This window comes from Flavobacterium sp. 1, assembly GCF_002797935.1.
Classification (GTDB): Bacteria; Bacteroidota; Bacteroidia; order Flavobacteriales; family Flavobacteriaceae; genus Flavobacterium.
This window is the reverse complement of the sequence record NZ_PGER01000001.1, coordinates 724,864-749,964: the sequence shown is the minus strand read 5'-3', so window position 1 is coordinate 749,964 and position 25,101 is coordinate 724,864. Positions and strand designations below refer to the sequence as shown.

The following is a 25,101-nucleotide window of genomic DNA, read 5'->3' as shown; positions in this document are numbered from 1 at the left end:
CAGCTATTTTTTATATTTTAAATTAGCAACCAAAGTCAATAGCAAATAACTTGTAAGTCCAAAAAGTACAGCCATAAAAGTCGCTAAAATAAAACTTCCAACAAGATATTGAGCAATATTTTTTGAATATCCTCAAATGGCATGTTCGTGTTTAATACCAATGATTTGCTGCTGGTAATAAAATAGCTTCCTAACTTGAGTGAACCATAAATAATAAACGGAATAAAAGGGGGGAAACTTATATTAGAAAATGCGAAAGCAATGACTTTATTAAGCTTTAGCAAAACAGCCAAAAATAATACCAAAATGGTTTGAAATCCCCAAAAAGGACAAATTCCAATAAAAACTCCTAATGCAATTGAAGCCGCTTTTCGAATATTCGAATCATTACTTTCAAGCACATTTTCTAGAAAAAATTGTTTAAGTCCTTTTTTTTTTAGTTTTCTAAAAAAATCTCTCGGCTTAATATAAATCAAAGCAATAATAACCAGAACAGTATTAAGTATACTGATTCGGGTAAAATCTTTGAAGGGTCTAAAATGGGAAACCCGCTCTTTTGGATCGTACAAAACCTGAATCGGAATATTTTTTACTGGTATATTTTTCCAAGCCGAACGAACAATAACTTCGATTTCGAACTCAAACTTGGTTGTGAAATAATGAACTGGAATTTTTCGCAAAGGATACAATCTAAAACCTGATTGTGTGTCTTCCAATTTATTTCCAGTTTCGAACCAAAACCAAAAATTTGAAAATTTATTTCCGAAACTGCTTTTTTTAGGAACATTTTCCTGAACCATATTGCGGCTTCCAATCAAAAGTGTTTCTGAGCTCATATCTAAAGCCGTTAAAAAAACTGGAATATCGGAAGCAAAATGCTGTCCATCAGAATCAATTGTAATGGCGTAATTATAATCTAATGCTAAAGCTTTTTTAAAACCATTGCGAAGCGCTAATCCTTTTCCTGAATTTTTAGAATGGTGAATTTGAATCAAGTTTGAATATTCTTTCAGAATTTGAACAGTACTATCTGTAGCACCATCATTTACAATAATAATAGCAGCAGTATATTGCAAAACCGAATCTATAACACGTTTTAAAGTTTTATGATTATTATATGTTGGAATAATAACACAAACTTTATGTTGATCCATACGTTTTGCTTCTGAAAAACTAGTATTCATTTTTAAATTCTTAAACTATTCAACCAATTGTTTTTCAATAGCAGTAAAACTATTGGACTGTGTTATAAATTCACCTACATAAGCTTTTAACGCCCCCGTTTGTTCTTTATAATGATCCATTAAAAACTTTTTATCCTCTTTCTTATTTCCTCTATAATTGACTATTTTGGGTACATTTTCCTGAATGCTCAAGCGAATCATCCGGATCTCCACCGAGTTGGGTTCAGCAGTTACGGCATATTCCAATAAGGCTGCTCCTTCTTTGAATTTTTTGGACTTGTCTCCTACTTTTTTTTCCAGTTTGGAAAGAATAATTATTGACGCTCCTTTATAGGCAACTAAAACTTTATTATTGTCCTCTTTGGTAATATCTGACAGTTTTGCGGCCATCTCTTTTGCAACGCTTTCAGTTGTAGCTGCAGTCATATATAACTTTCTGATTTCTGTCACAGAAGGATTAGCGAAATAAAATAAAATAAAAAGAAAGGTAGTTTTCATGACACTAAAATTAAAATTATTTACAGCATTTTAATTATACTTTCTTATAAATACAACTTAATTTCAAAGCAACTGTTTGGTCAAAATAACTAACATTTTTAACCTTAACCAAATTATCATCTGTTGTAATTATATCCAATTCTAAAAGCAAATCAGGATTTATAAATGGATTAATTAAAGCCATAAATTTAACATTACTCAAAGATTCCATGAATAAAGAGCATGCAGTAATCTGCTCCGTTAACTCTTTTATAATCTGCATCATACAAACACCCGGCATAATAGGATTTCCTGGAAAATGTCCTTGAAAAACATCATGATTCTCATTGATTGTGATTTGTGCATTATATTTAGAATCAACAGTGTTTTCCAACACTTTTACTGTATAAAAATCTTTTAAAAGCATAGCTTTATTTTATGTTAAATGTATAAGTTCCTCCTATTTGATAAACTAAATTGGTATTTACAATTGAACTCCCATTATGATCGTCAAAAACATCCCTAACCCCTTTTTTAATCCTTCCTTCAATTGAGAACCCTTTTGGCAAACTAAATCCGAGACCACCAATTATTCCAAAATCAACATCTTCCCCTTTTGATATGTTTGCAACAAAATTATTATCTGAATCAATTTTAAAATTACTCTCAACTAATATATCAAAAAAAGTACCTGCAAGAAAGTAAAAACTTTCACTAACATTAAATTTATTCATGGTTACAAAAGACAAGTATTGCAATGAAATTTCAACATCTCTAGCTTCATATACTGTATTAATTTCAGTTGGAGAACTCTGATTGTAATAAAAACCATATATTGTCGCTTTACCGCCTTGACCTGAATACGTAAGTTCTTCTTGTAAAGTATAAAATTTAGAAAGTTTTAATGCTCCAAAAGCTCCAATGTAAAGACCCTCTTTTGATTCAAAATTTGTATTTTGTATATTTGAAATATTCAAACCAACATTTATACCTGGCCTAAATGTTACTTGCGCATTTGATTGTACAATTCCAATTAATACAAAACAAATAATAGTAATTACTCTTATTTTCATGTCTTATTTTACATCAAATGTATACGTACCTCCTACAGAAAACACAACATTTGTGTGACTATTATCACTAAAATCAATTACTGGCACAATTCCTTTTTTGACTCTTAATTCAATTCCTAAATTACGAGTAATATTAATACCTGTACCAAGTACAAACGCCAAATCAACATCAGCATCTACATCAAAGTTTTTATCAACAACAAATTCAAGTGTTGGTCCAAAATGTACATTAAACTTATCCGTAAATGTAAATTTATTCATCATCTGAAAACACAAATAATCGACTTTAAAATTCTTGTTAACTGTTGCTGACCTGTAATCAGAACCTTGAGCTGAATAATTAATCTCAGGCTGTAAAGTATAATGTCTTGTTAATTTCAAAGCACCATAAAAACCAATATAAAAATTTGTTATTGAAGAATAATTATCATCACTCCTAGTATCCATAGGATCATTATAATAATAGTAATCTCCTTTTGTAAAGTGAGAAAAATTAGCTCCTCCTCTAAATCCAGGCTGAAAACTTACCTGAGCTTGAGCATTATACATTCCAAAAAAAATAAAGAGTAGAACCAGTATACCTTTGTTTATTTGATTTTTTTTATTCATAATTTCAGTTATTGGTTAAAATAATTTAATTCAATTTTTAATTTTATATTTTTATGTTCGATGATAATCTTATCGGCAAAAATATCATTTTTAGAAGTATAATAGAGGTTAATTATTGCTTTTCTTTTAGTGCTATGTACAATTTTACTTAATTTATTTGTTGCTTTTGAAACAAAAAGATAATTCATTTTATTTTTATCCAAAGTCGCATAAATTCTTTCCCCACTGTTATCAAATTGATTGCTTGTGGTATAATGACTTCGCAAAAGCAATCTAAAATCAGTTACCAAAGTATTTATCAATAATTTTCTATCCAATTCTTCCAGAATAAAATTGATTTTATAATCTGTTTCAGAAATTTCAAAATCGAGTAATTTATTACCAAATTCAGTAGTAAAAACAACTCTATGTGTGGTGTCGTTTACTTTTTTGGCAATAAAAATGCCAGTTAATTCATTACCATAAACCGAAACATTGGCTTTATACACATAATCTATTGCTTGATTTGAAAAATATGGAACTTCAAAAGCGCTTGTTTCTAAAGGGACAGCTTTGTAATCCTTTACTACTTTATTACTGGCACATGATGCAAATAAAAAGATAGCAATACTACTAATTCGAAAAAGAAGCTTCATCTACTTTGGCATTGATTACTTTATTTTTTAAGACAATTCGAGTATAGTCAGCTGAAGATTCTAATAATTTAACCTGAATCACAGTCGCATCTTCTTTATCAAAAGTTAAATCTATTTGCTTAATATATTTTTTAAGAGTGGCATCTTTGGGAATAAACTTGGCTATGTTTTGATCTTTATTTTTAAAATACGAAATCGTGAATTCTTTATCATCAAATAAATCTCCACTCACGCTTCCAACAATCAGTTTATTGATTTTTCCAAACAATTTACTGCTTCCAATGTCTACAGCACTTTTCTTTCCTTCATCATTAATAAGTATTTTTCCATTCTTAAAAACGATTGTATAGCTGTATGGCTTTTTATATTGCCAAAGCAAAGAATTTGGTTCTTTGAAAATCATTTTCCCCGAAGTTTCAATATCTTTTGATAGAAAATCAAGGTGCTTGTATTGTACAAAATCAGTACTTAAAGTCTTTATTTTTTTAGACACCAACGCCACTGATTGCTTAAAAGCAGTAATCTCATTGTCAGTCATTTTCTGATCCTGTGCCCAAGATTGGAATTGATAAACATTCAAAAAAATCAATACTATAAATATTTTAGTCTTCATACGTTTTTATGTTCAAGAGTTCTTCCAAAGGAACAACACTGTAATTGTTTTTTTCTAAAAAAGAGAGCAATTGCTCTAACACATTAACCGTTTCAACAGATGTGTCATGCAAAAGTACAATTCCTCCAGGTTTAATTCTTTTAATTATTCTGTCTAATAAAAATTTTTCATTTTTAATAACTCCATCCAATGACCGAATATTCCAACCAATTGTTTTGTGTTTCGTTACTGATAAAGCTTTGCGAATGGAAGGATTTGTAACCCCATAAGGCGGTCTGAATAAAGTAGTTTTCTTCCCTAAGACACTCTCTATCAAAGCATCTGTCTTTTCAATTTCGGCAATTACTTGATTTTTATTGTAAAAATCAAAAAAAGGAGCATGGCTATACGAATGATTTCCTATCGTATGTCCATGATTTATTGTTTTTTTTAAAATATCAGGATGAGTTTCAATATTTTTACCAATGCAAAAAAAAGCAGCTTTGGCATTATACTTTTTCAATACTTCCAAAACAGCAATTGTCATTTCATTGGGACCATCGTCAAATGTTATTGCAATTTTTTTGTCTTTTACTAATGGATTACTGCAATATGTTTTTACATGGTAATTAGAGCCAATAAATGAGGATCCGATAAATACAATCAAAAGCCATAAACACCCAACGAGTATAAAATATTTGATATCGATCACTGCATAAAAGCTTGCTAAAGCGAGCAGCAAAAGCAGTAAAATAAAAAACATATTTGTTAAGATATGCTTCAACAGCTTGAAATTAAGGTAAAACTATGATCTATTCCATTGCGTTGATTATACAACAAAATCGTTTTATAAACCTCATTATTGATTGTATTTATCTTCACAATTGCAGGTATATTTTGGGTCTGAATAATTTTAGTTCCAACCCACAATCCAAATGCTGAAGCGGTATCAAACTCGCCGCTTAAATGCTTATAATATACCTGTGGTGTATTTTTAAAAGTAACTTGTGAAAGTTTTCTATAATACAAATCCGAATCTACATCTCCATTATATCCCAAAACTACAGCGTCAATATCTGTTAGTTTTAAATTATTGGAAGCAAGAAAAGTAACAACTTTCTTTTCCACCTCATCAATTTCTAATTTATTCAGAATTTCAATATCCAAAACGGAAGCTATTGTTGTTTCTTTCACTTCGTTTTCTACAACAAAAAAAGTAGCTCCTTCTCCAAGAACAGCTCCTTTAGAAGTAGATTCTAAAAATGAATGAACTCCTTGATTCTCATTTTTAACAAAACCTGCTAACTTAAACAAAGACATGGTATAATCGGAAGTTTCATCAATTCCGCCCACTAATATAGAAGAGGCTTCGCCTTCTTCAATCATCATTTTGGCATCAAAAAGTGCCGATTCAAAAGAAACTGAACCATTTACATACGTCAGATTATAGGCTTTGCACTGCAGTCCTAAAGCAATTTGACCACCAACGGTATTATGTGTCGATTGAATAAAAGAAGTAGGTGTTAAAAACTCTTCGTTATTATCCAAAATCGCTTTCAAAAACTTCTCCGAATCTTCGATACATCCCATTCCTGTTCCAGTGATGATAGCATCAACGGTTTCCAACTGGGCTTCTCGCAAAGCAAGAGTCGAAGCAACTATTCCATTTTTGACTCCTTTTGCCATTCTTCTGCTTGCTACTGGAGATATAAAATCCTTATAAACCGGCTGATGGATTGGAAAAACAGTATCTGCCTCATTTACCACCGCTTCTTCAAGAAAAAGAGTATCAAAAGTCTTTTGGGTCGAAATGCAACCTAATCCATTTATATAAATCTTGCTCATTATGAATGTATTATTCGCTTTTAGAAAATATCAATGTAGAACAATTTCCCCCAAATCCAAAAGAATTAGAAAGCACATGCTCTATAGTTGCATGTTTTAAAGTCCTTTGAGGTATCAGATTAAATTCTTCCATTGGAGATTCAAAATTCAAATTTGGGAAAACCACGTTATTTTGAATGGCCAACACACTATATACTGCTTCAATAGCGGCGGCGGCGGCCAAAGTATGTCCAGTAAAAGGCTTTGTGGAACTAAAGTCTGGCACTTTATTTTCACCAAACAATCGCACCATCGCTCTCCCTTCGGATAAGTCATTGTTAGGAGTTGCTGTACCATGAACATTGACATAATCAATTTGGTTAGGTTGTAATTGGGCTATTTTAAACGCTTTTTTCATTGCCAAAAAAGCACCGTCCCCATTTTCTGAAGAAGCAGTTTGATGAAAGGCATCATTAGCATTGGCATAACCCGAAACTCTCGCTAACACTTTTTTGTTTTCTTTTTTAACCAATTCTTCTGATTCTAAAACTAAAAAGGCTGCAGCTTCTCCTAGATTTAGTCCTTTTCTATCATTATCAAATGGCTTATTATAACCATCAGATAAAATCATAAGAGTTTTAAATCCATTGATAGTAAACTTAGACATCGCATCAGTTCCTCCTACTATAACACGGTCTAATTTACCGGATTTTATCATTCGCGCTCCTAACATTATAGCATTAGCAGAAGAAGAACAAGCCGTACTAATGGTAGTTATCATACCTATTAAACCTAATTCCGCTGCAATTTTATTGGTATTATCTCCTGCGTTATGACTGCTGATGTATTTTACAACATTGGGATTTTCAAAATATTCATGATAATAGCGCTCCGTCATATCCATTCCTCCCACACTTGTCGCAGAGATCAATCCAGTTCTATATTCGTTAATAGAAGTAATTCCAGCGTTTTTTACTGCTTGCTTGGCAGCAATAGTTCCAAGCATGGCAGTTCTGGAAAAATTATTGTCTTTTGCTAATTGCAATTCGTCGATTAACTCTTGATTGGTCTTTTTAATTTCGCCAACCTTAATCACATCAGCATGAACCGTCGCAATATTTTCGATAGTTGTAATCCCCGCATGACTATTCAGCAATGCGCTATAATTTTCCTCAACTGAATTTCCAATTGAAGAAATAATACCCATCCCTGTAATGGCGACACCTATACTCATTTTTAGATTTCTTAGATTTTTAGACCGTTGGATTATTAGATTATTGGATTCCCTAAATTCTCTTCTTTCAGAAAGCTATTAGCATCTAAATATCAGACAATCCAAAAAGCCTAAAATTACTTAACTCTATTTTCTGCAATATAAGCAGCCATAACTTCAATAGATTTAAAAATAGTTTTTCCCTCTTTTGGGTCCACTAATTTGATACCGTAATCTTTATCTAACATCACAATAAGTTCTAATGCATCAATAGAATCAAGCCCTAAACCATCTCCAAATAAAGCATCATCATCATTAATATCTGCAACAGTAATATCTTCAAGGTTTAAAACTTCTATTATTTTACTTTTTAATTCTTGTTTTAATGCTTCCATAATTATTGATTGTATAGTTTTTTTAATTGTTTATGATTGTGTTCCATTTTACCTTGTTTATCTACCAAATAAAGAAAGGCTTTGTATTCTTCATTAAAATATTCAACCCATCCGCATAAAACTTTATTTGCCTTTTGGGTTTCCAAAAGTATATTACAGTAGTTTTCCATAAATACTGGGTCATAATCCGCAAATATAAAAAAAGAATTTTCGCTTTTCAATTGATGTTTAATACTTATTTCTCCTAAGCAAATATTAGGCAATGTGTAAACAAAAACTGCTGGGCTAGGAAAATAATTCTCTGAATCTGAAATAGAATTTTGATATTTTAAGTCGGTATCTAAACTCGACGATCTATTAGCAAATACCAATGCTGTATTGTTCTCCTCTGAGTTTTCATCAGCTGTCTCTAAAAGTAATTCGGCTCCTAAAAGTGCCAGCTTACTCAAATTGTCCATTTTAAAAAACTTCGGATAATTCATTTCAAAATGCTGATAGGCTTTCTTTGAAAAACCAGCAAACAAATCATCTTCAGTATTAAAAACCATTTCTCCATTCAAAAAAATTGTATTTTTCTGAATAGAACAAAAAGAGTGAATATAATTCTTATTTACTGTCATTATTATACTTTTTCAAATAAAACGGCTGTATTGCATCCTCCAAAACCTGAAGCTGTTTTTAAAAAATAACGAATGGCTGCATCTTCATTTTTTTCAATAACTCTAATGGGCTGACTCACTCCAATGGCATCAAATCCTAATGAAGCATACAGCTTATTTTCTTCAACCGATTGTATTCCAATAACTGTCTCCAGTAATCCCGAAGCACCTAATGTATGACCATAATAACCTTTAAGACTATTTACTGGCACATTTTCAAGTCCTAATCTATTTAACGCAATAGCTTCCATTTCGTCATTAAAAGGAGTCGCTGTACCATGAGCTGAAATATAATCGATTTGACCGCTGTTTATTTTGGCTTCCGCCAAAGCACTTTGAATACTCCTAAAAAGACCTTCCCCAGTTCTGGAAGGCCCCGAGATGTGGTTTGCATCATTGATGGAACCGTCACCTATAATTTTTATTTTGGCATTTTCTTTATTTGAAGAAACCAAAACAGCTGCTGCTGCTTCTCCTAAACTTACTCCTGTTCTATTAATCGAATAAGGCTTGCATGGTAAATTACTCATCGCCTGAAAGGAGTTAAATCCTGATATAACAAATTTTGAAACTTCATCACCCGCAACAACAAATATATTATCGTACAAATTAGCCTGAATTAATCTTTTGGCTACTGTAACAGCTAATATTCCCGAAATACAAGCATTAGAAACCACAATTGGTTCCCTTTTAAATTCAAAAAAATCAGCAATCTTTTTGGCTAATACATTCAAATAAGCGGATTCAATATCACTCGCATCATCTAAAGCATTTACGTTTCCTTTTGTTGTCGAAAGGATAAAAGCTGTACGCCCGTTTAATTCAACTTTTGCCCTTTTAATAATCGGTTCCAAAGCCAAAATCATCATTTTTTCTAATCTCGAATAACCGTCCACAGAAGTTACTTTGGCAAAAGCCAAATCTAATGCTGAATCATTAATAACAGCTGCATAAAAAGGCGTATTTAACAACTTTGGATTATCCTGCAGCTGAATACCGGAAACTACATTACCAATATTTTTTATATTGGCAGCCACATCAAACCCAATAGGTGTAATGCAATTCGTTTCGGTTATATAAACTTCTTTCATCATGCTATTTTACTAAGCCTGCTTTTCTTTTCCATTCCGTGTAAAAAGGAGGATTTGTCAACATTAGTTCTCCTTGTTTATCTAGAAAAACCTGAACGGTTTCCCCCGTACAAACTACTTCATTTTTTATATTATAAATTGTAAACCTGAAAATCATTTTTGCCGCTGGTGTATCTACAATAGTTGTTTCTATTCGAGCCACTTCGCCATAACGCAATGATAGTTTATGCTCAAGAGTTGTTTTCACAATCGGAGTTGTAAATTCATTAGCAAAAACATCTAAGTATGCAAGTCCGTGTTGGCGTCCAAAAGCTTCTCTTCCATCTTCAAAATAAGTAATATAATGACCATGCCAAACTATTCCAAGGGAATCTGTTTCGTTAAATCGAACACGAATATCATGTGAAACGGTCAAAGCAGCCGCTTCCTTATACAGCTCTTTTCTTCTTATCATACAGCAATGCTAAAGTTGTGGTAACTATAAAAAATAAAAATAATAAAAATAATTCTGGCAACAAATCCAATATGGATGCGTTACGCAAAAGTACATCATAAAAGGCTTCTAAGCCCCAATTCATTGGTGAGGACTGTGCAATAACCTGCATAACTTTCGGCATGGCAAAAACAGGAACCCAAACACCGCCAATTGCTGCCAAAATAATTACAGCAGTAGCTCCAAATGGAGCCGATTGTTCTTGGGTCTTGGCAATAGTCCCCAATAATATTCCGAAACCAATCGCTGCTAAACCCGAAAACAGCGCCACAATACTCATCAAAATTAAATTCCCTTCAACGTTTAAAGCTGGTAATCCCAAATGCGGAAATAAAAATACAGCAACCGCAATCATCATGTAAAACTGTATCAAACAAATAATTAAATACATCACCGTTTTACCCGCCAATACAATTCGATTAGAAACAGGATTGGTTCGCAATCGCACAAAAGTTCCTTGTGTCTTTTCTTTTACCATATTGATTGACAACGGAATTACTATAAAAAATATAGCAAAAAGCGTCCAGGCAGGAACATTATGCTGTACCGAATTTGGAAGTATCTCTTTGTTGTTTATTTTTGGAATAATCTCTTTGAATGTAATAAAACTTTTTTGTTCAAATTGAGCATCTTCTCCGCCCAATTCATCTTGAAAAGAAGTATAAATCGATTTGGTTTCTATTTGAGAAATCATTTTGTCGATGCCACTCATCACGCCTCTTCTAAAACTCAGCTGCACTGCTGGGTCAAAATAAAGTTTTACCTCTTTTTGATTGACAACTTTTGCATTTGGTTTTATTGCCAATGAATCTGAAAAACCTAAACTACTTACGATTTTTTGAACATTTTGATCAATTTTAGTTTGCAAATCAATACTCAAATGCGACGGAATAATAATTGCCATTTGATATTTTCCTCTAAAAACGGCTTCTTTAGCTTCAGCTTCAGTAATTTGTTTATTATCAAAAGTGGTAATAACACTAAAAACATCACTCTTTTTTAAATTATCAAAAAGCGTTTTAGAAACTTTCCCTTTATCATAATCAACCAAAAGAATTGGAATCTTAACTTCTTGTCCTTTTTTATAGGAACTATCCTGAATGAGCGTAACCGTTATAATTAGCACTAACGGCATTAGAAAAAGGGTCACAACACCTCCCATATCCCGCTTTAACAACAAGAATTCTTTGTAAACAGACATCCAAAGTTTATATAGCATCTCTCAGTTCTTTTCCTGTTAATGAAATAAAAACATCTTCAAGATTTCTAGCATTGGCAGTAGCAGCAATTAAATCCTTAGGTGTTCCATGAGTATAAATTATTCCTCTGTCAACTATAGCGATATGGGTACAAAAATCTTGTGCTTCAGACAAATGATGTGATGTATAAATTATAGTTGTACCATTTTTATTGAGCTCTTTAAGATAATCAATAATAACATTCTTTGAATGTACATCAACCCCTACAGTAGGTTCGTCAAGAAAAAGAACTTTAGGATTATGTAATATCCCAGCAATCAAATTAACTCGACGTTTCATTCCACCCGAAAAAGTCTCGATCCGTTTATCTGCAAATTTCAATAATCCCAGCAAATCCAGACTGTCTATTACTTTTTCTTTAAGATCATTTCCTTTCAAACCATACATACTTCCAAAATACAGCAAATTTTCTCTGGCTGTCAAGGTTGGATATAAAGCATATTCTTGAGGAACAACACCAATTCTATTTTTAATTTCATTGGCATTAGCTGTATAATTTAATCCATCAATCGTGAATGAACCTGAACTAGGCTTTACTAAACCGCAAAGAATCGAAATTAATGTTGTTTTCCCTGCCCCGTTTGGCCCAAGCAGTCCAAAAATCTCTCCTTTATTTATATCCATAGAAAAATCATTCAAGGAATACATTTCGGCATCTTTATATAATTTAGACAGATGGGATATTTGGATAATTGATTTCAATATGATTTTTATTTAGCTTATTGCTTTCTTCAATTTCTTAAAAAATTCCTCCTCTTTATCAGCAATTGCTAAAAGTTCGTCAGAAAGCAGATTGTAAACATCCACTTTGGTACTTCTATTTTTATAAACTCGCGAAGCTTCGACAGCAAAATCTCTCCATAAATCACCAATAGCAGTCATTTCCAGTGACAAATTTTGCAACTCGTCATTCTGTAATACAACTGCAGCTTCTTGCAAAAAGGCAGCATATATAAATCTAAAACCACCACCGCCAGTCCCAATTTCTTCCTGCATTCGAACTATTTGAGCCAAATAATGATTTGCTTTTTTTGTCCCTTCTTTAACTGGCCATTTTTTAATTAGCTTAGCTACAAGCCGAATACCGCGAACACCTATTATTGGCATTGGTGCTAGCATATCCCGACAAGTATTCTTTATACCTTTTATAATTGCCCCTTTCAAATCTACATTTAGAGGAACTTGAATAGGGTAATACATTTGGCCTCTTGGCGCAAAAGCTCCTTTGGCAAAACGTACTTTATTTAACTCCTCATGTGTTAAGGTAGTCACGTTTTCCATAACAGGATCACTAATTAAATAATCAGTTTCTGTTTTCCCATAAACTACCAAATTATGTGCATTAAAATGAAAACGATACTCATCAGGAAAATACGTTAGGTTATATACGCCAACCTGCAATCCTGAAGGAATATTATTTTTTAAATTTTCGTCCAATGCTTTAATGGCATTCGCTTCGCTGGAAAATTTTTGCCTTTTAATTTTCAAGCCTAATCGTTTCGCCAATTTATTAAAAATTTGTCCCGGCATAGGTCTATAACTTATTGCTGGGGCGTAATTTACTTTTAAAAATGGAAGATAAACAAAGAAAAGTCCCGAACCAATCCCAAAAACCATTGGCTCGCTAATATTCAATCCATTATGTTTTAACAAATTGGAAGCAACTCCATTCTCACAATGAGCTGATTGATGATGTGTGAAATTCGTCTCCATTAATTTGCTTTAAAGTTTTTTAATTCTTCTACAGTTATATTAAATGCATCTGAATATTTTTTTAAAATTTTATCACTTAACCCTGCAAAAACTTTAGGCTTAAAATGTCTTTTAACGCGCCATTGCCACATTCCTACGTAACTGGAAAGTACTCCGATATCCATTCTGCACAATTCCATATAATAACAAATCGGGCTTACTTCATTATTTGCTACCTGAGCTTCGGCAATAGCAATCCGTTCACTAATTTCTTCAATCGAATTAGAAAGAGCAATACTTTTAGGTTCCCAACCTGAACTTAAAGCAGTTGTATAATTACCGTTTTCATCTGTAGCATAAACCAGCTCTTTCATATTTGTTTTAGAAAGATTGCCTTTGTCTTGAGGTACTTCATCTTTTTTCATTCTCTCTAGGGTTTATTATTTTGAATAAACAATGTAATCTCTCCTTCTAATAGTATTTCTTCTGCTTTTAAAGTTTTACATTTTATAGTACATAAGCTATAGGAATCGGTAATAAATTTTGAAACTAAGATTGCTTTAGTAACAATTGTTGTACCTGCTTTAGGCAAAGAATATATTTTTAAAATTTTAATTCCGCTAATAAAACCAATCACATTCGCTCCCGGCTTATCATTATTATTTTCATCAATAAAGTAATCTTTGGCAACAATCATCGAACAGGTTTGTGCCATATTTTCGACCAAACCCGATTCTGTGAAAAAATCATTTTTAAGAAATATATTTTCTGTTTTAACTTCAAATACAGTTTCTACCTTCTCATCATCAATCTCCAAAATAAAATCCACCATCAGCATGGGAGCACGATGAGGCAGATAATGATTACTATTTACAAGTTTTGATGTTTCTTTCTTACTCACTATTTTTAATTATTTAGCCAAAACAGTTTTCATCTGACCATTAGCTATTTCAACATTGTTTAATTTGCTAACAATATCTACCAAAGTAACTCCACCAAATTCCTGTATAATAGAAACTGTTGTCCTTATTTCGTCATGAAGTTTGGGAAGTCCTTTTATTTGCAATTTATTTATAGAACCAATATAACCTGTAGGAGCTTGTTCATTTCTTAAATAAAACTGATACCCTGTATGTAATGCTACAGACTGTGCCATGTGCTCTATAATTCCTGATTCTACAAAAGAATTATCTTTTAAAAAAACTGCATCGTTATGAATGGTAAACCCCGCAACCAGCTCATTTTCAGAATAAAAATACAAAGTATCAACCATTACAAACGGTTTTTTTTGAGGAATTAAAGTCTCCACAAAATCTTTATCACCTAATGGATTACTATCTGCCATTGTCATTAACAAACCGTTAAATAAGCATAAGCATAAGAAAAACGACCGCTTTCTGGCACAGATAAAAGAATTTTATTGCCTTTTTGCAGTTTACCTGAATTCATTAATTCTTCTAAAGCCAGATAAATTGAAGCTGAACCTACATTGCCAACATATGCTAAATTCATAAACCATTTTTCCATTGGTATCACCATTCCTTTTTCTGCTAATGCTTTACTCAAACCTTCCACAAAATAATGGGAAGAAACGTGCGGCAAAAAGAAATCAATTTGATCAGCGGAAATATTGTTTTTTGCCAAAGCTTCACTCATGCTTTCAGCACCCTTAACCAAAATATGTTCATCGAGCAATTTAATGTCTTGTTTAACTGCAAATATAGATTCGTTGAGCCATTCGCTGGGATCAAAGTCATTCCATGCTTTTATTTTCCCATTCTCTAATTTGTCTCCGCCAGCATACATACATGTCTCTATTTCATGTGCGTAAGAGTAGGCTTCCATCCATTCAATTTTTAAAGAAATAGCTCCGATTGGTTTATTTTCTAATAAAAAAGCACCAGCACCATCAGATAGCATCCACCTAAGAAAATCTTTTCTAAAAGCTAATATGGGCTGTTCTTTAAGTTTTTTTAGATTAACAACTTCATTTTCAAATTTATTAGAAGATAACCACGAAGAAGCTTTTTCAGAACCAACACAAACCGCATTATTTGTATTTCCGGATTTCACTGAAAGAAAACCAAATTTCAAAGCATTCATCCCCGAACAACACACGCCTGCCGATGAGTTAAGCTCCAGATTTTTATTTTTCAATAAGCCATGCACCATTGATGCATGAGATGGGACAAGTACATCGGGAGTAGTAGTTCCACAAGATAACAATTCCATATCTTGATCTGTAAAACGATTATCAAATAATCCTTGAATAGCTATATGAGTTAATTCAGCATTATTATGAGTGCTATTTCCATTTTTATCTCGTGCATAATAACGGCTTACAATCTTATTATTTCTTAATATTAATCTTCTGCCTTTGGATGCCGTTTCATTTATCAAACCCAAATAATCTTCCATTTCATCATTAGAAACAGCTTTATTTGGTAAATACTTAGCCGCTTTTGTAATATATACATCAAACATATAATCTAATTTACTCCTTTATAATATTCTAGTTCTTGTCTTATTTTTTTTATTTTTAACGGATACGTAAGAATGTGTAATATATAAACTATTGGCGAAACTAGCCATATTGCTACTATTAAATACACTTTAAATATCTTTGTCCAAAATTTTCTGGATTCCCCCTTTGTTATAATAAAATTAGACCATTTTGAAAAAATCTTATTGGCTGTTTTATCCACTTTAACCAAATAGGAACTGACTTTGACGGCATCAATCTTAACTAATTTTGATTGCAAATTATCAAAATCATTCTCCTCAAAACTGGAAAGTATCACTTTGCCAAATTTTGTAGATTCGTTTATATCTTTATCGGAAACACCAGGTAATGGAAAAATTCCAAGGTATCTTTTTTTCACTCCAGAAAACATCCACTCCACAATTGTTATAACACTTATTAAATTCCCCACTCTATCTACCAATGCAATATTTCCTTTTAATAAAGCATTATTCTGCTTCAACAAAATCTTAATTTTTTCCTGCGCCATAAACCACATATTTCTGGAGCCGTTTATTGTTACAACTGGTGTATCTTGAAATAAAATTTTAGCTTCAGGACTTTTCAAAAAAGAATTTATGGGAATGGAAGGCGTCAAATACCAAACTTGATAATTCAAAAGAATCAAATCAAACTTCATTTCCATTATCTCATCTGGAACTGGTTTAATACGAGCAGGAATTTGTAAAAAAGATTCTGGAAAAGCATTAAAAAATGCATCATTATTCCAAGGAAATAGAAATGGCTGCTCCATTTTAATTTCATGAAACACTACATTTATGCTTTCCGAATTTAAAAATGGTTTTGCTATATTTCTAGCAATAGTCGCTAATTGTCCCGATTGAGAATAATAGATTACTAGGACATTTTTCATTGAAGTCTTTTTTACAGAAAACGAATTTAAACCAAAATTCTAATTAAAACCAATCGCTACTTACATCTTTCTAAAAAAAAGCAACTTATATTTTTAAATTATCGACAAATTATTAATAATCAACAGATTAAAAAAACACTTTAAATTATTTAAAAATCAGTACTATTTTTATTTGTCAAGCTGATTCCAAAAATCGAAATAATTAAACCATTGCAGCGGATACTTTTTCATCATACCTTCAACACTTTCGGTATATTCTTTTAACAATCCTTTTTCATCACGGTGCTTAACTTTGGCTTCTCTCGTGTACAAATGATAATGTAAATTTGGTTCTTTCATTACATATACAAAAAGAACAGGAACCTTTAATCTGGATGCAATAAGAAATGGACCTGCAGGAAAAAGTGCTTCTTGATTCAGTAAATTTTCACTCAACGATTTTACACCCTCAAAATACCGGTCGCCAGTAAAACAAACTAATTCATTTCTGGCTAAAGCAGAATTAATTTCAAAAATATGCGACAAATCATCACTGATTAATATAAAATTGATTCTAGGTTTTTGAGTAATACTTTCAAGATATTTTTTTATTGTCGAATGCTCTAAATCGGTAGTAACTAAATTTATTTGTAAATTAAAATCAACTTCACTAAAAAAATGTTCGGCTATCTCAAAATTCCCTACATGCGCACTAATTAATATGCCTCCTTTTTTTTCTTCTAACAACTTAATAATAAACTCTTTACCGTCATGTTCATAAGTAAACTTATCTTTTAGACCAGCACCAATTGCAATTTTATCAATAATAGTTTGTCCAAAAGTATAATAACTTCTAAAAACCATCGTTTTAGATTTTAAATACGAATACCCCAATCTTTTTCTAAAATAATAAAAGATTGAGGCATTGCTTTTTTTAAGGAAAATAAAATAATACGCTGCTACAAAATAAAGTACGAAATATGCTGATTTTACTCCAATTTTATTTATGAAGAAAACAAAAATCTTATACCCAAGAACTGTGCCTTTGGATTTCCCATCCCATTGACTCATTAAATTAAGCCTTTGATTTTATTTTATTTTCTATCAGGTCATAAAAACTTTGGAACGTATCTATTCCTACAAAATCTGATTCAACTAATTTTACGCCAAAGTTTGATTCGATAGAAACAACAAGATCTACATAGTCTAAACTATCCAGTCCCAAAGTATCTTTTAAATTTGCTTCAAACTGAATATCATCGCTATCCACCTCAAATTCATCAATTAAAAACCCATTTACCCTCTCAATAATTGCTTCTTTATTCATTACTTTTCTTATACTTTTTAACTACTAATGCTGAATTTGTACCTCCAAAACCGAAGGAATTCGACAAAAATATATCAATTTTTTTATTTAATGTGGTTTTAACTAAATTTAATTTTGCTGCATCTGCATCTGGGGTTTCCAAATTAATATTTGGTGCAATAAAATCATTCTGCATCATCAAAACAGAATAAATAACCTCACTAGCTCCAGCCATCCAACATTCATGCCCTGTCATTGATTTTGTAGAACTGACATAAGGGTTACTTTCTCCGAAAACTTCAAAAATAGCCTTTGCTTCATTATCGTCTCCTACTGGAGTTGATGTTGCATGGGCATTAATATAATCTACTTCATTTGATTTTATTCCTGCCTCATCCAAAGCTCTCTGCATCGCTATAGACGGCCCTTCAACATTTGGGGTAGAAATATGGCCTCCATTGGATGAAAATCCATATCCAATTACTTCGGCCAAAATAGTAGCGCCTCTTTTTATTGCCGAATCATAAGACTCTAAAATCAAAGTAGCACCACCACCACTTGGAATTAATCCATCGCGGTTAATATCAAAAGGTCTAGAAGCTTTGGTAGGCTCTTCTTCTCTGGCAGAAAAAACGCCCAAACCATCAAAACTACTCATAGCATACTTATTAATTTCTTGTGCTCCTCCACAGATAATTAAATCTTGAAAGCCGTTTTTTATCAAAAAATAGGCCATTCCGATAGAATGAGAGCCACTGGCACAGGCTGCACTGATTGTTAAATTAATCCCTCTTAACTTAAATATTGTAGAAAGATTCATCGTAACTGTCGAATTCATAGACTTAAAAATAGCCCCTGAACCAATTAAAGTAGTATCTTTTTTCTCCCGAATAATGTCTGTTGCCTCAATAATAGCTTTGGACACACTATCATTGCCATATATAATACCGACTTCATTTTTGTCAAAAAAAGCATCATCTATATTTGCATTTTTTAAGGCTTCAATAGTTGCCATATATGCAAATTCGGTTTCCTCTCCAAGACTTATTCTTTGTCTTCTGGAAAGTAAATTTTTTAAATCTGGTTTAGGAACTGTGCCTGTTAAAGCTGACCTAAAACCAAACTCCTTGCGTTCTGGATCAAATACAATTCCTGATTTTCCTTCAAATAAAGAATCTTTTACTTCGTCTAACGATGTTCCTATACAGGAATAAATTCCCATTCCTGTTATGACTACTCTATTATTCATTGACAACTTTTATTTTTATGAATAAATTCCACCATTGATATTAATAACTTCACCCGTAATGTAACTGGCTTTCTTAGAAACAAGAAAACTAACTAAATCTGCTACTTCATCAGCTTCACCAAAACGATTTAATGGTATCATTTTTATTAATTCTGTTTCATCAAGCTCACTAGTCATATCCGTTTTTATAAAACCTGGAGCAACAGCATTTACGGTAATATTTCTTTTGGCAATTTCTTGTGCCAAAGCTTTGGTTGCACCTATAACAGCACCCTTAGCCGCCGAATAATTGGTTTGTCCTGCTGTACCTTTTACTCCTGATAAAGACACCATATTTACAATTCGTCCATATTTATTTCGCAGCATTTTTTGCATAAAAAAATTAGTCACATTAAAAAAACCATTTAAACTGGTGTTTACAACACTTGACCAATCCTCTTGGCTCATCCACATAAACAAACCGTCTTTTGTAATTCCTGCATTATTTACAATAACCTCAACAACCGCTTTTGGATTTGCCTCCTGCCATTGTGTTAATACCGATTGAACTTCGGTAAAATTAGCAACATCAAATTGCAAAATTTCTCCAGTAGCACCGTTTGCAATTACTGCTTCTAAGGTTTCTTCAGCGGCTTTTTTATTGGAATGGTAATTAATTAAAATATGATAGTCACTATCCTGCGCTAATTTTTCGCAAATAGCACTACCAATTCCTCTTGAACCTCCTGTAACCAATGCACATTTCATACGTATTTTTTAAATTTTAGATTGCTGATTGAAAACTGTCTCCATTCTAAATTAATTATTAATCAGATAGTCTTTTACCTTTTGTACAAAAGGATACATAACCTGATCCTTTTCGAACCTTGGGATTATTACCCTAACATCATCATATATTTTTCTGGCTACAGATGAAATCTGATCTTTTTGTTCTAAACAATCAATTGCCTGAACAATAGTTATCAGTTCGATTGCCAAAACTTCAAAAGCATTTTCTATAACTTTAGAGGTTATCACAGCTGCATTTGTCCCCATACTTACAATATCCTGATTGTCATTATTATTTGGAATACTGTGAACATACATCGGATTTGATAACATTTGATTCTCTGCAGTAGTAGAAGTTGCTGTAAATTGTACTCCCTGCATTCCAAAATTAAATCCTAAGGTACCCAAATTGACAAATGGCGGCAAAATTTCATTGATTTTGGAATTCAATAAATAATTCAACTGTCTTTCGGCAAGCATCGTTAATTTGGTAATAACAATTTTCAATTTATCCATTTCCAACGAAATATAATCTCCGTGAAAATTTCCTCCATGATATACATGCTGATTTTTCACATCTATAATAGGATTGTCATTAGCGGAGTTAAACTCCTCTTCGAGTATAGAAGCCACATTATTTATAGTTTCCAATACTGGTCCCAATATTTGAGGCACACAACGCAAAGAATAATATTCCTGCACTTTTTCTTTAAAAACATCCTCAGTATTATCACCAGAATATAAATGGTCTTCTCTTTTTCTAATTAAAGCACTGTCACTAAGATTCGAACGCATTCTGGAAGCTACTTCGCGCTGCCCTTTATGACGTTTTGTATTGTTTAGCTCCTCAGAAAAATGATCATCATACGCTTGCACAATTTCATTAATGGTACCCGAGAACTTTATAGACCAATCCAATAGCTTATTAGCATGGTGAACATTTACAACTCCTATTCCTGTCATTACCGAAGTTCCGTTCATTAATGCCAAGCCTTCTCTAATTTCTACTTGAATAGGTTCTAGTTTCTCTAATGCAAAAACGGCTGCTGTAGGTCTTCTTTCTCCTTTATAAAAAACCTCTCCTTCACCAATAAGAACCAAAGCCAAATGAGCCAACTGCACTAAATCTCCACTCGCTCCTACTCCGCCATGTTCAAAAATTAAAGGGGTAATATCTCTGTTAATCAGCTCTTTCATCAAATGAATTAATGAAGGATGAACACCTGAATTACCTAAAGATAGTGTATTTAATCGTGCCAATATTGCCGCTTTTACACAAACAGCGTTTAATGGTTTTCCTGTACCAGAAGCATGGCTGCGAATCAAATTATACTGTAGCTGTATACGATCTTCATCTTTAATACGATACTGAGCCATAGGGCCAAAACCAGTATTCACACCATAAATAATTTTGTTTACCGAAAATTCCTTTAAAAAATCAAAACTTTCATTAACCCTATCTAAAACATTCTGACTGATATCTATTTTATTATTCTCAAAAATTACAGATTCAAACTCTTTTAAACTTAAATATTCCTTTATAGCATTCATTCAACAAGTATTTTTTTTTAAAACTAAATATATTAAAATTTTGTTTTTATTTAGAATTTAATGTGGTTAATTTGAATGAGCAAATGTAGCATAATATCGCTAAAATTTGTAAAACGATGTTTTATTTTACAATCATCACTCAAAACAATATCTAACTGCAATATAAACAAACACATACAAACAATTTTAAATCAAAATAAATGAAAGATTTTGGTTCTGATAAAAAAACTGTTATTCAAGCTAACTTAGATGCTCAAAAAATTGCTTTTGCACCAATAATGTTTCAAGCTGCAAAATCACTTCGAAATCTAGGGATTTTAGAATATCTGTTTAACCACACAAAAGCAAATATTGATACCATTGCAAAATCATTAAACTTATCTGTTTATGGCGTAAAAGTATTACTCGAAGCCGGTCTAAGCTTAGAATTGGTCTATCTAAGGGGCAACGAATTTATATTAACAAAAACAGGCTACTTTATTCTGAGAGACGAAGCAACCAATATTAATATGGACTTCACTCAGGATGTTAATTATTTTGCCATGAATCATCTGGAGGAATCAATAGTACAAGGCAAGCCAAAAGGATTAAAAGAATTAGGAAATTGGGATACCGTCTATATAGGATTATCCGAATTGCCAGAAAAAGTTAAAAAAAGCTGGTTCGATTTTGATCATTTTTATTCAGATTATACGTTTCCAGATGTTCTGCCCATTCTATTTAATTCCAGTCCCAAAACTATTATGGATGTTGGGGGCAACACCGGAAAATTTGCATTACTATGTGCCAAATACAATCCCACGGTAAAAATTACTATTTTGGATTTACCCGGGCAAACCAAAATGGCTCAAAAAAATATCGCTGAAAATAATCTCGAAGATAGAATATTTACCAAAGACATAAATTTACTAGACGACTCCAGTATTTTACCAAAAGATTTTGATGTTATTTGGATGAGCCAGTTTATAGATTGTTTCTCTTTGGAGGAAATAGAAAAAATTTTCAGCAAAGCTTATGATGCTATGAACGATAACACCAGTTTTTATATCTTGGAAACCTTTTGGGATTTACAAAGATTCCAATCTTCCACATACAGTTTACACGCCACTTCATTATATTTTACAGCGGTTGCCAACGGAAACAGTCAAATGTTTCATTCAAAAGATATTTTAAAAATAATTGAAAAAGTAGGTTTTGAGGTAGACGAAATACATGAAATCATTGGAATGAGCCATACCTTGATTAAATGTAAAAAAAGAATAGCATAGAATGATAAATATTTAAATTTGCATAATCCAACAGATGCTATTAGTTAAAATGGTTATCTTTTTTTTAAAATTTTAATTCCAAACAATAAATGTTACAAGAATTCGTAGATGTTTTAATCATTGGAGCCGGACCATCTGGATGCGTTTCTGCTTCTTATCTTCATAAAAAAGGAATCAAAATTAAGGTTGTCGAAAAAACAAAATTCCCTCGAATTGTTGTAGGCGAAAGTCTTATTCCCAGAGTAATGGATCATTTTGCCGAAGCCGAATTATTTGAAAGTCTGGATGCCATGAACTTTGAGAAAAAGCTGGGAGCCCGATTCATTAGAGGGGAAGAAATTTGTGTTTTCGATTTCAGCAATAAATTTTCCGAAGGCTGGGATTGGACTTGGCAAGTCCCTAGAGCCGATTTCGATAACACCATGGCTCAAGAAGTAATTCGAAAAGGCATTGATTTGGAATTTGAGTCAGAAGTAATTTCGGTTGCTTTTGAAGGAAAAAATTCAACTACAGTTGTTAAAGACAAAGAGGGAACGCTAAAAGAAATTCACGCCAAGTTCATAATAGATTCTAGTGGCTACGGAAGAGTTTTACCAAGACTATTAGATTTGGATACGCCTTCAAAACTAGATCCACACTCCTCTATTTTTACCCATGTTGTCGACAAAAACCGTCCAGAAGGTGAGGAAGGAACAATGATTTCATTCGACATTCTCGAAACTCAAGTTTGGTTATGGGTTATTCCTTTTTCGAATGGAAATACTAGTTTAGGCGTTGTAGGCCCAACTGATTTTATCAATTCGCTTTCCGCTAATAAAAACAATGCCGAAGCCTTAAAAAATGCTATTCAGCTTTCTGACTATTATATCAAGCGCTTTGCCGGTGCTGACTTTTTATTTGAGCCTATCAAATTAGAAAATTACTCGCGCTCTGTCAAAAAAATGTATGGAGATGGTTTTGCTCTAACTGGAAATAGCTCGGAGTTTTTGGATCCTGTGTTTTCATCGGGTGTTGCGTTTGCAACTGAGTCGGGTATGCTTGCCGCTAAATTATTTCTAAAAGAATCACAAGGCATTGCAGTAGATTGGGAAGAAGAGTTTACAGCTTATATGAAACGCGGAATTGCAGTGTTCACTACTTATGTAAAAGAATGGTACACTGGAAACCTACAAAATTTATTTTTTCATCAGCCCGAAAATCCAGATGTAAAAAGAAAAATATGTGCTGTGCTGGCGGGTTATGTTTGGGATGAAGAAAATCCTTTTGTAAAAAAGCACGACAATCTTATCAAAAACATGGCACATATACTCGAAATGGAAAGTCAAAACACAAAAAAACCTAGTATTGACTAGGTTTTTTTTATGTGTTAATTACTATTTAATAAAAGTCTTTGTAAAACTTCAATTTATATGTTCATTATTTATAAGCTTTTTTTACAAGCAATTTTGCTAGTGATTTAGCCGTTTTTGCAAAACCTTCTCCAATTCTGGATTCATTACTATAATTATTTCCCCATTGATCTCCAGGTGCCTCTTCACTTGCTATTTCTAGCAAAACATTCGATTTATTAGCCGTTTCAACAAACTTCAAATTAGTACTTACTTTTGCAGCCTGCTTCATTACTCCAGCATCCCAACCTGGGTATACCCAAACAGCTTCAACAATTAAAGTATATTTTGCGGCCGTTAATCCCTCTTGAAAAGTAACATCCTTACCTTCTTTGTTAAAAATAACATTCATTAATTCCAAAAATTTTGGATTCCAGATCTGGTCTTTACTGCCAACCCATTTCTTTTTCCAAATATCACCATTATTTTTTGACTTTTCATTTAACTCCTTAACTCTATTAGCAACATACTTCTCTTCGGTAAGTTTCTCTTTTAATAAAGTTAATTTAGAATAATCAAATTCAACATTCACCTCTTTTTGATCCTTTATGAATCCAAAATCTCCTTTTACAACATCCATATCTTGAGCTGTCATAATTGAAGAAACAAGCAATAGTGCAAAAACAATTTTTTTCATTTAATAATTTATGTTAGCATTAATAATCAATAGATTTCAAATGTAAGAAATTTTGCTTTATGTTTTCATTTATTACAAAAATTTACACAAATAAAAACATTTAATTATCGTCCAAATTAAACGGTCATCATTAAAAAAACTGCGCACTAACACCTCTTCCTCCGGCGGTGTTTTACCAAATGCGGTTCCCTCTTTTAAAAGCACATCCAAATGACGATCTACCGATTTTGATCATTTCAACAAATCAGACCGACGATATACTTTACCTCGCGCTAAATTCTTTTTCAAACTCTTCTTCTTTTATCACAACAATTTGATTTTAAAATAAATACATAGTATAAATTATTTTTTAATGACTTTTAAA

At 32.3% G+C, this 25,101-nt stretch carries 29 protein-coding genes and 1 pseudogene; 2 read left to right on the top strand and 28 right to left on the bottom strand.

The genetic code is table 11. From position 1 onward, the window contains the following. Positions 1 to 3: 3 nt before the first annotated feature. From CLU83_RS03315 to hutH, 27 genes and pseudogenes are all read right to left on the bottom strand, one after another. A pseudogene (locus CLU83_RS03315) lies at positions 4 to 1,184 on the bottom strand (DUF2062 domain-containing protein). Between the two features lie 15 nt (positions 1,185 to 1,199). Continuing rightward, positions 1,200 to 1,682 (bottom strand): hypothetical protein, encoded by a 483-nt coding sequence (locus CLU83_RS03310; RefSeq protein ID WP_100430303.1) that lies wholly within the window; start codon positions 1,680 to 1,682, stop codon positions 1,200 to 1,202. Between the two features lie 34 nt (positions 1,683 to 1,716). Next, positions 1,717 to 2,088 (bottom strand): 3-hydroxyacyl-ACP dehydratase, encoded by a 372-nt coding sequence (locus CLU83_RS03305; protein WP_100430302.1) that lies wholly within the window; start codon positions 2,086 to 2,088, stop codon positions 1,717 to 1,719. A gap of 4 nt (positions 2,089 to 2,092) precedes the next feature. Continuing rightward, complete coding sequence (locus CLU83_RS03300; RefSeq protein WP_100430301.1) at positions 2,093 to 2,734, bottom strand: outer membrane beta-barrel protein; 642 nt, start codon at positions 2,732 to 2,734, stop codon at positions 2,093 to 2,095. 3 nt (positions 2,735 to 2,737) lie between these two features. Then, positions 2,738 to 3,343, bottom strand: coding sequence for an outer membrane beta-barrel protein (locus CLU83_RS03295; protein WP_100430300.1), 606 nt, complete (start codon positions 3,341 to 3,343; stop codon positions 2,738 to 2,740). 8 nt (positions 3,344 to 3,351) lie between these two features. After that, positions 3,352 to 3,978, bottom strand: coding sequence for a hypothetical protein (locus CLU83_RS03290; RefSeq protein WP_232726953.1), 627 nt, complete (start codon positions 3,976 to 3,978; stop codon positions 3,352 to 3,354). Beyond that, positions 3,956 to 4,591 (bottom strand): outer membrane lipoprotein carrier protein LolA, encoded by a 636-nt coding sequence (locus CLU83_RS03285; RefSeq protein ID WP_100430299.1) that lies wholly within the window; start codon positions 4,589 to 4,591, stop codon positions 3,956 to 3,958. Before CLU83_RS03285 ends, CLU83_RS03290 begins: the two co-directional genes overlap by 23 nt. Further along, positions 4,581 to 5,354: a polysaccharide deacetylase family protein gene (locus CLU83_RS03280; RefSeq protein WP_232726952.1), complete on the bottom strand. Its 774-nt coding sequence runs from the start codon at positions 5,352 to 5,354 to the stop codon at positions 4,581 to 4,583. Before CLU83_RS03280 ends, CLU83_RS03285 begins: the two co-directional genes overlap by 11 nt. Then, positions 5,351 to 6,415, bottom strand: a complete 1,065-nt coding sequence (locus CLU83_RS03275; RefSeq protein ID WP_100430297.1) for a beta-ketoacyl synthase N-terminal-like domain-containing protein — start codon at positions 6,413 to 6,415, stop codon at positions 5,351 to 5,353. Before CLU83_RS03275 ends, CLU83_RS03280 begins: the two co-directional genes overlap by 4 nt. A gap of 10 nt (positions 6,416 to 6,425) precedes the next feature. Continuing rightward, positions 6,426 to 7,628: a beta-ketoacyl synthase gene (locus tag CLU83_RS03270; protein ID WP_100430296.1), complete on the bottom strand. Its 1,203-nt coding sequence runs from the start codon at positions 7,626 to 7,628 to the stop codon at positions 6,426 to 6,428. Positions 7,629 to 7,744: 116 nt separating this feature from the next. Beyond that, positions 7,745 to 8,002 (bottom strand): phosphopantetheine-binding protein, encoded by a 258-nt coding sequence (locus CLU83_RS03265; protein ID WP_100430295.1) that lies wholly within the window; start codon positions 8,000 to 8,002, stop codon positions 7,745 to 7,747. Between the two features lie 2 nt (positions 8,003 to 8,004). Continuing rightward, entirely contained in the window at positions 8,005 to 8,622 is a 618-nt protein-coding gene (locus CLU83_RS03260) for a 3-oxoacyl-ACP synthase (RefSeq protein ID WP_100430294.1), read from the bottom strand. Positions 8,623 to 8,624: 2 nt separating this feature from the next. Further along, on the bottom strand, positions 8,625 to 9,755 hold the full coding sequence (locus CLU83_RS03255) for a beta-ketoacyl synthase (protein ID WP_100430293.1): 1,131 nt from the start codon (positions 9,753 to 9,755) through the stop codon (positions 8,625 to 8,627). Between the two features lies 1 nt (position 9,756). After that, positions 9,757 to 10,206: a thioesterase family protein gene (locus tag CLU83_RS03250; protein WP_100430292.1), complete on the bottom strand. Its 450-nt coding sequence runs from the start codon at positions 10,204 to 10,206 to the stop codon at positions 9,757 to 9,759. Continuing rightward, the gene (locus CLU83_RS03245) at positions 10,181 to 11,464 is read right to left on the bottom strand and encodes an ABC transporter permease (RefSeq protein ID WP_198512236.1); all 1,284 of its coding nucleotides are present in this window, start codon (positions 11,462 to 11,464) and stop codon (positions 10,181 to 10,183) included. Before CLU83_RS03245 ends, CLU83_RS03250 begins: the two co-directional genes overlap by 26 nt. Beyond that, entirely contained in the window at positions 11,454 to 12,152 is a 699-nt protein-coding gene (locus CLU83_RS03240) for an ABC transporter ATP-binding protein (protein ID WP_198512341.1), read from the bottom strand. Before CLU83_RS03240 ends, CLU83_RS03245 begins: the two co-directional genes overlap by 11 nt. Before the next feature lie 66 nt (positions 12,153 to 12,218). After that, complete coding sequence (locus CLU83_RS03235) at positions 12,219 to 13,217, bottom strand: BtrH N-terminal domain-containing protein (RefSeq protein WP_100430290.1); 999 nt, start codon at positions 13,215 to 13,217, stop codon at positions 12,219 to 12,221. Further along, the gene (locus CLU83_RS03230) at positions 13,217 to 13,621 is read right to left on the bottom strand and encodes a hypothetical protein (protein WP_100430289.1); all 405 of its coding nucleotides are present in this window, start codon (positions 13,619 to 13,621) and stop codon (positions 13,217 to 13,219) included. Before CLU83_RS03230 ends, CLU83_RS03235 begins: the two co-directional genes overlap by 1 nt. A gap of 5 nt (positions 13,622 to 13,626) precedes the next feature. After that, complete coding sequence (locus tag CLU83_RS03225) at positions 13,627 to 14,097, bottom strand: ABC transporter permease (protein ID WP_232726951.1); 471 nt, start codon at positions 14,095 to 14,097, stop codon at positions 13,627 to 13,629. A gap of 9 nt (positions 14,098 to 14,106) precedes the next feature. Beyond that, entirely contained in the window at positions 14,107 to 14,547 is a 441-nt protein-coding gene (locus CLU83_RS03220) for a hypothetical protein (protein WP_232726950.1), read from the bottom strand. Beyond that, positions 14,547 to 15,680: a beta-ketoacyl-ACP synthase III gene (locus CLU83_RS03215; RefSeq protein ID WP_100430287.1), complete on the bottom strand. Its 1,134-nt coding sequence runs from the start codon at positions 15,678 to 15,680 to the stop codon at positions 14,547 to 14,549. Before CLU83_RS03215 ends, CLU83_RS03220 begins: the two co-directional genes overlap by 1 nt. A gap of 5 nt (positions 15,681 to 15,685) precedes the next feature. Further along, positions 15,686 to 16,591 (bottom strand): dialkylrecorsinol condensing enzyme DarA, encoded by a 906-nt coding sequence (locus CLU83_RS03210; protein ID WP_100430286.1) that lies wholly within the window; start codon positions 16,589 to 16,591, stop codon positions 15,686 to 15,688. A gap of 168 nt (positions 16,592 to 16,759) precedes the next feature. Further along, complete coding sequence (locus CLU83_RS03205) at positions 16,760 to 17,641, bottom strand: lipid A biosynthesis acyltransferase (protein ID WP_100430285.1); 882 nt, start codon at positions 17,639 to 17,641, stop codon at positions 16,760 to 16,762. 4 nt (positions 17,642 to 17,645) lie between these two features. Further along, positions 17,646 to 17,897 (bottom strand): acyl carrier protein, encoded by a 252-nt coding sequence (locus tag CLU83_RS03200; RefSeq protein WP_100430284.1) that lies wholly within the window; start codon positions 17,895 to 17,897, stop codon positions 17,646 to 17,648. Then, entirely contained in the window at positions 17,890 to 19,125 is a 1,236-nt protein-coding gene (locus CLU83_RS03195; protein ID WP_100430283.1) for a beta-ketoacyl synthase, read from the bottom strand. The genes CLU83_RS03200 and CLU83_RS03195 overlap by 8 nt, the downstream gene beginning before the upstream one ends. A 15-nt stretch (positions 19,126 to 19,140) precedes the next feature. Next, positions 19,141 to 19,872: a 3-oxoacyl-ACP reductase FabG gene (gene fabG / locus CLU83_RS03190; RefSeq protein WP_100430282.1), complete on the bottom strand. Its 732-nt coding sequence runs from the start codon at positions 19,870 to 19,872 to the stop codon at positions 19,141 to 19,143. 51 nt (positions 19,873 to 19,923) lie between these two features. After that, positions 19,924 to 21,444: a histidine ammonia-lyase gene (gene hutH / locus CLU83_RS03185; protein ID WP_100430281.1), complete on the bottom strand. Its 1,521-nt coding sequence runs from the start codon at positions 21,442 to 21,444 to the stop codon at positions 19,924 to 19,926. A 200-nt stretch (positions 21,445 to 21,644) separates the two neighbouring features. Here hutH and CLU83_RS03180 point away from each other — a divergent pair, with 200 nt between their 5' ends. Together CLU83_RS03180 and CLU83_RS03175 are read left to right on the top strand one after the other, a co-directional pair. Continuing rightward, a complete protein-coding gene (locus CLU83_RS03180) occupies positions 21,645 to 22,712 on the top strand; it encodes a class I SAM-dependent methyltransferase (protein ID WP_100430280.1) in 1,068 nt (355 codons plus the stop codon). Between the two features lie 89 nt (positions 22,713 to 22,801). Next, a complete protein-coding gene (locus tag CLU83_RS03175; RefSeq protein ID WP_100430279.1) occupies positions 22,802 to 24,064 on the top strand; it encodes an NAD(P)/FAD-dependent oxidoreductase in 1,263 nt (420 codons plus the stop codon). A 64-nt stretch (positions 24,065 to 24,128) separates the two neighbouring features. On the opposite strand, the gene CLU83_RS03170 is transcribed toward CLU83_RS03175, so the two are convergent. Further along, the gene (locus CLU83_RS03170) at positions 24,129 to 24,737 is read right to left on the bottom strand and encodes a hypothetical protein (protein WP_100430278.1); all 609 of its coding nucleotides are present in this window, start codon (positions 24,735 to 24,737) and stop codon (positions 24,129 to 24,131) included. Positions 24,738 to 25,101 lie beyond the last annotated feature (364 nt).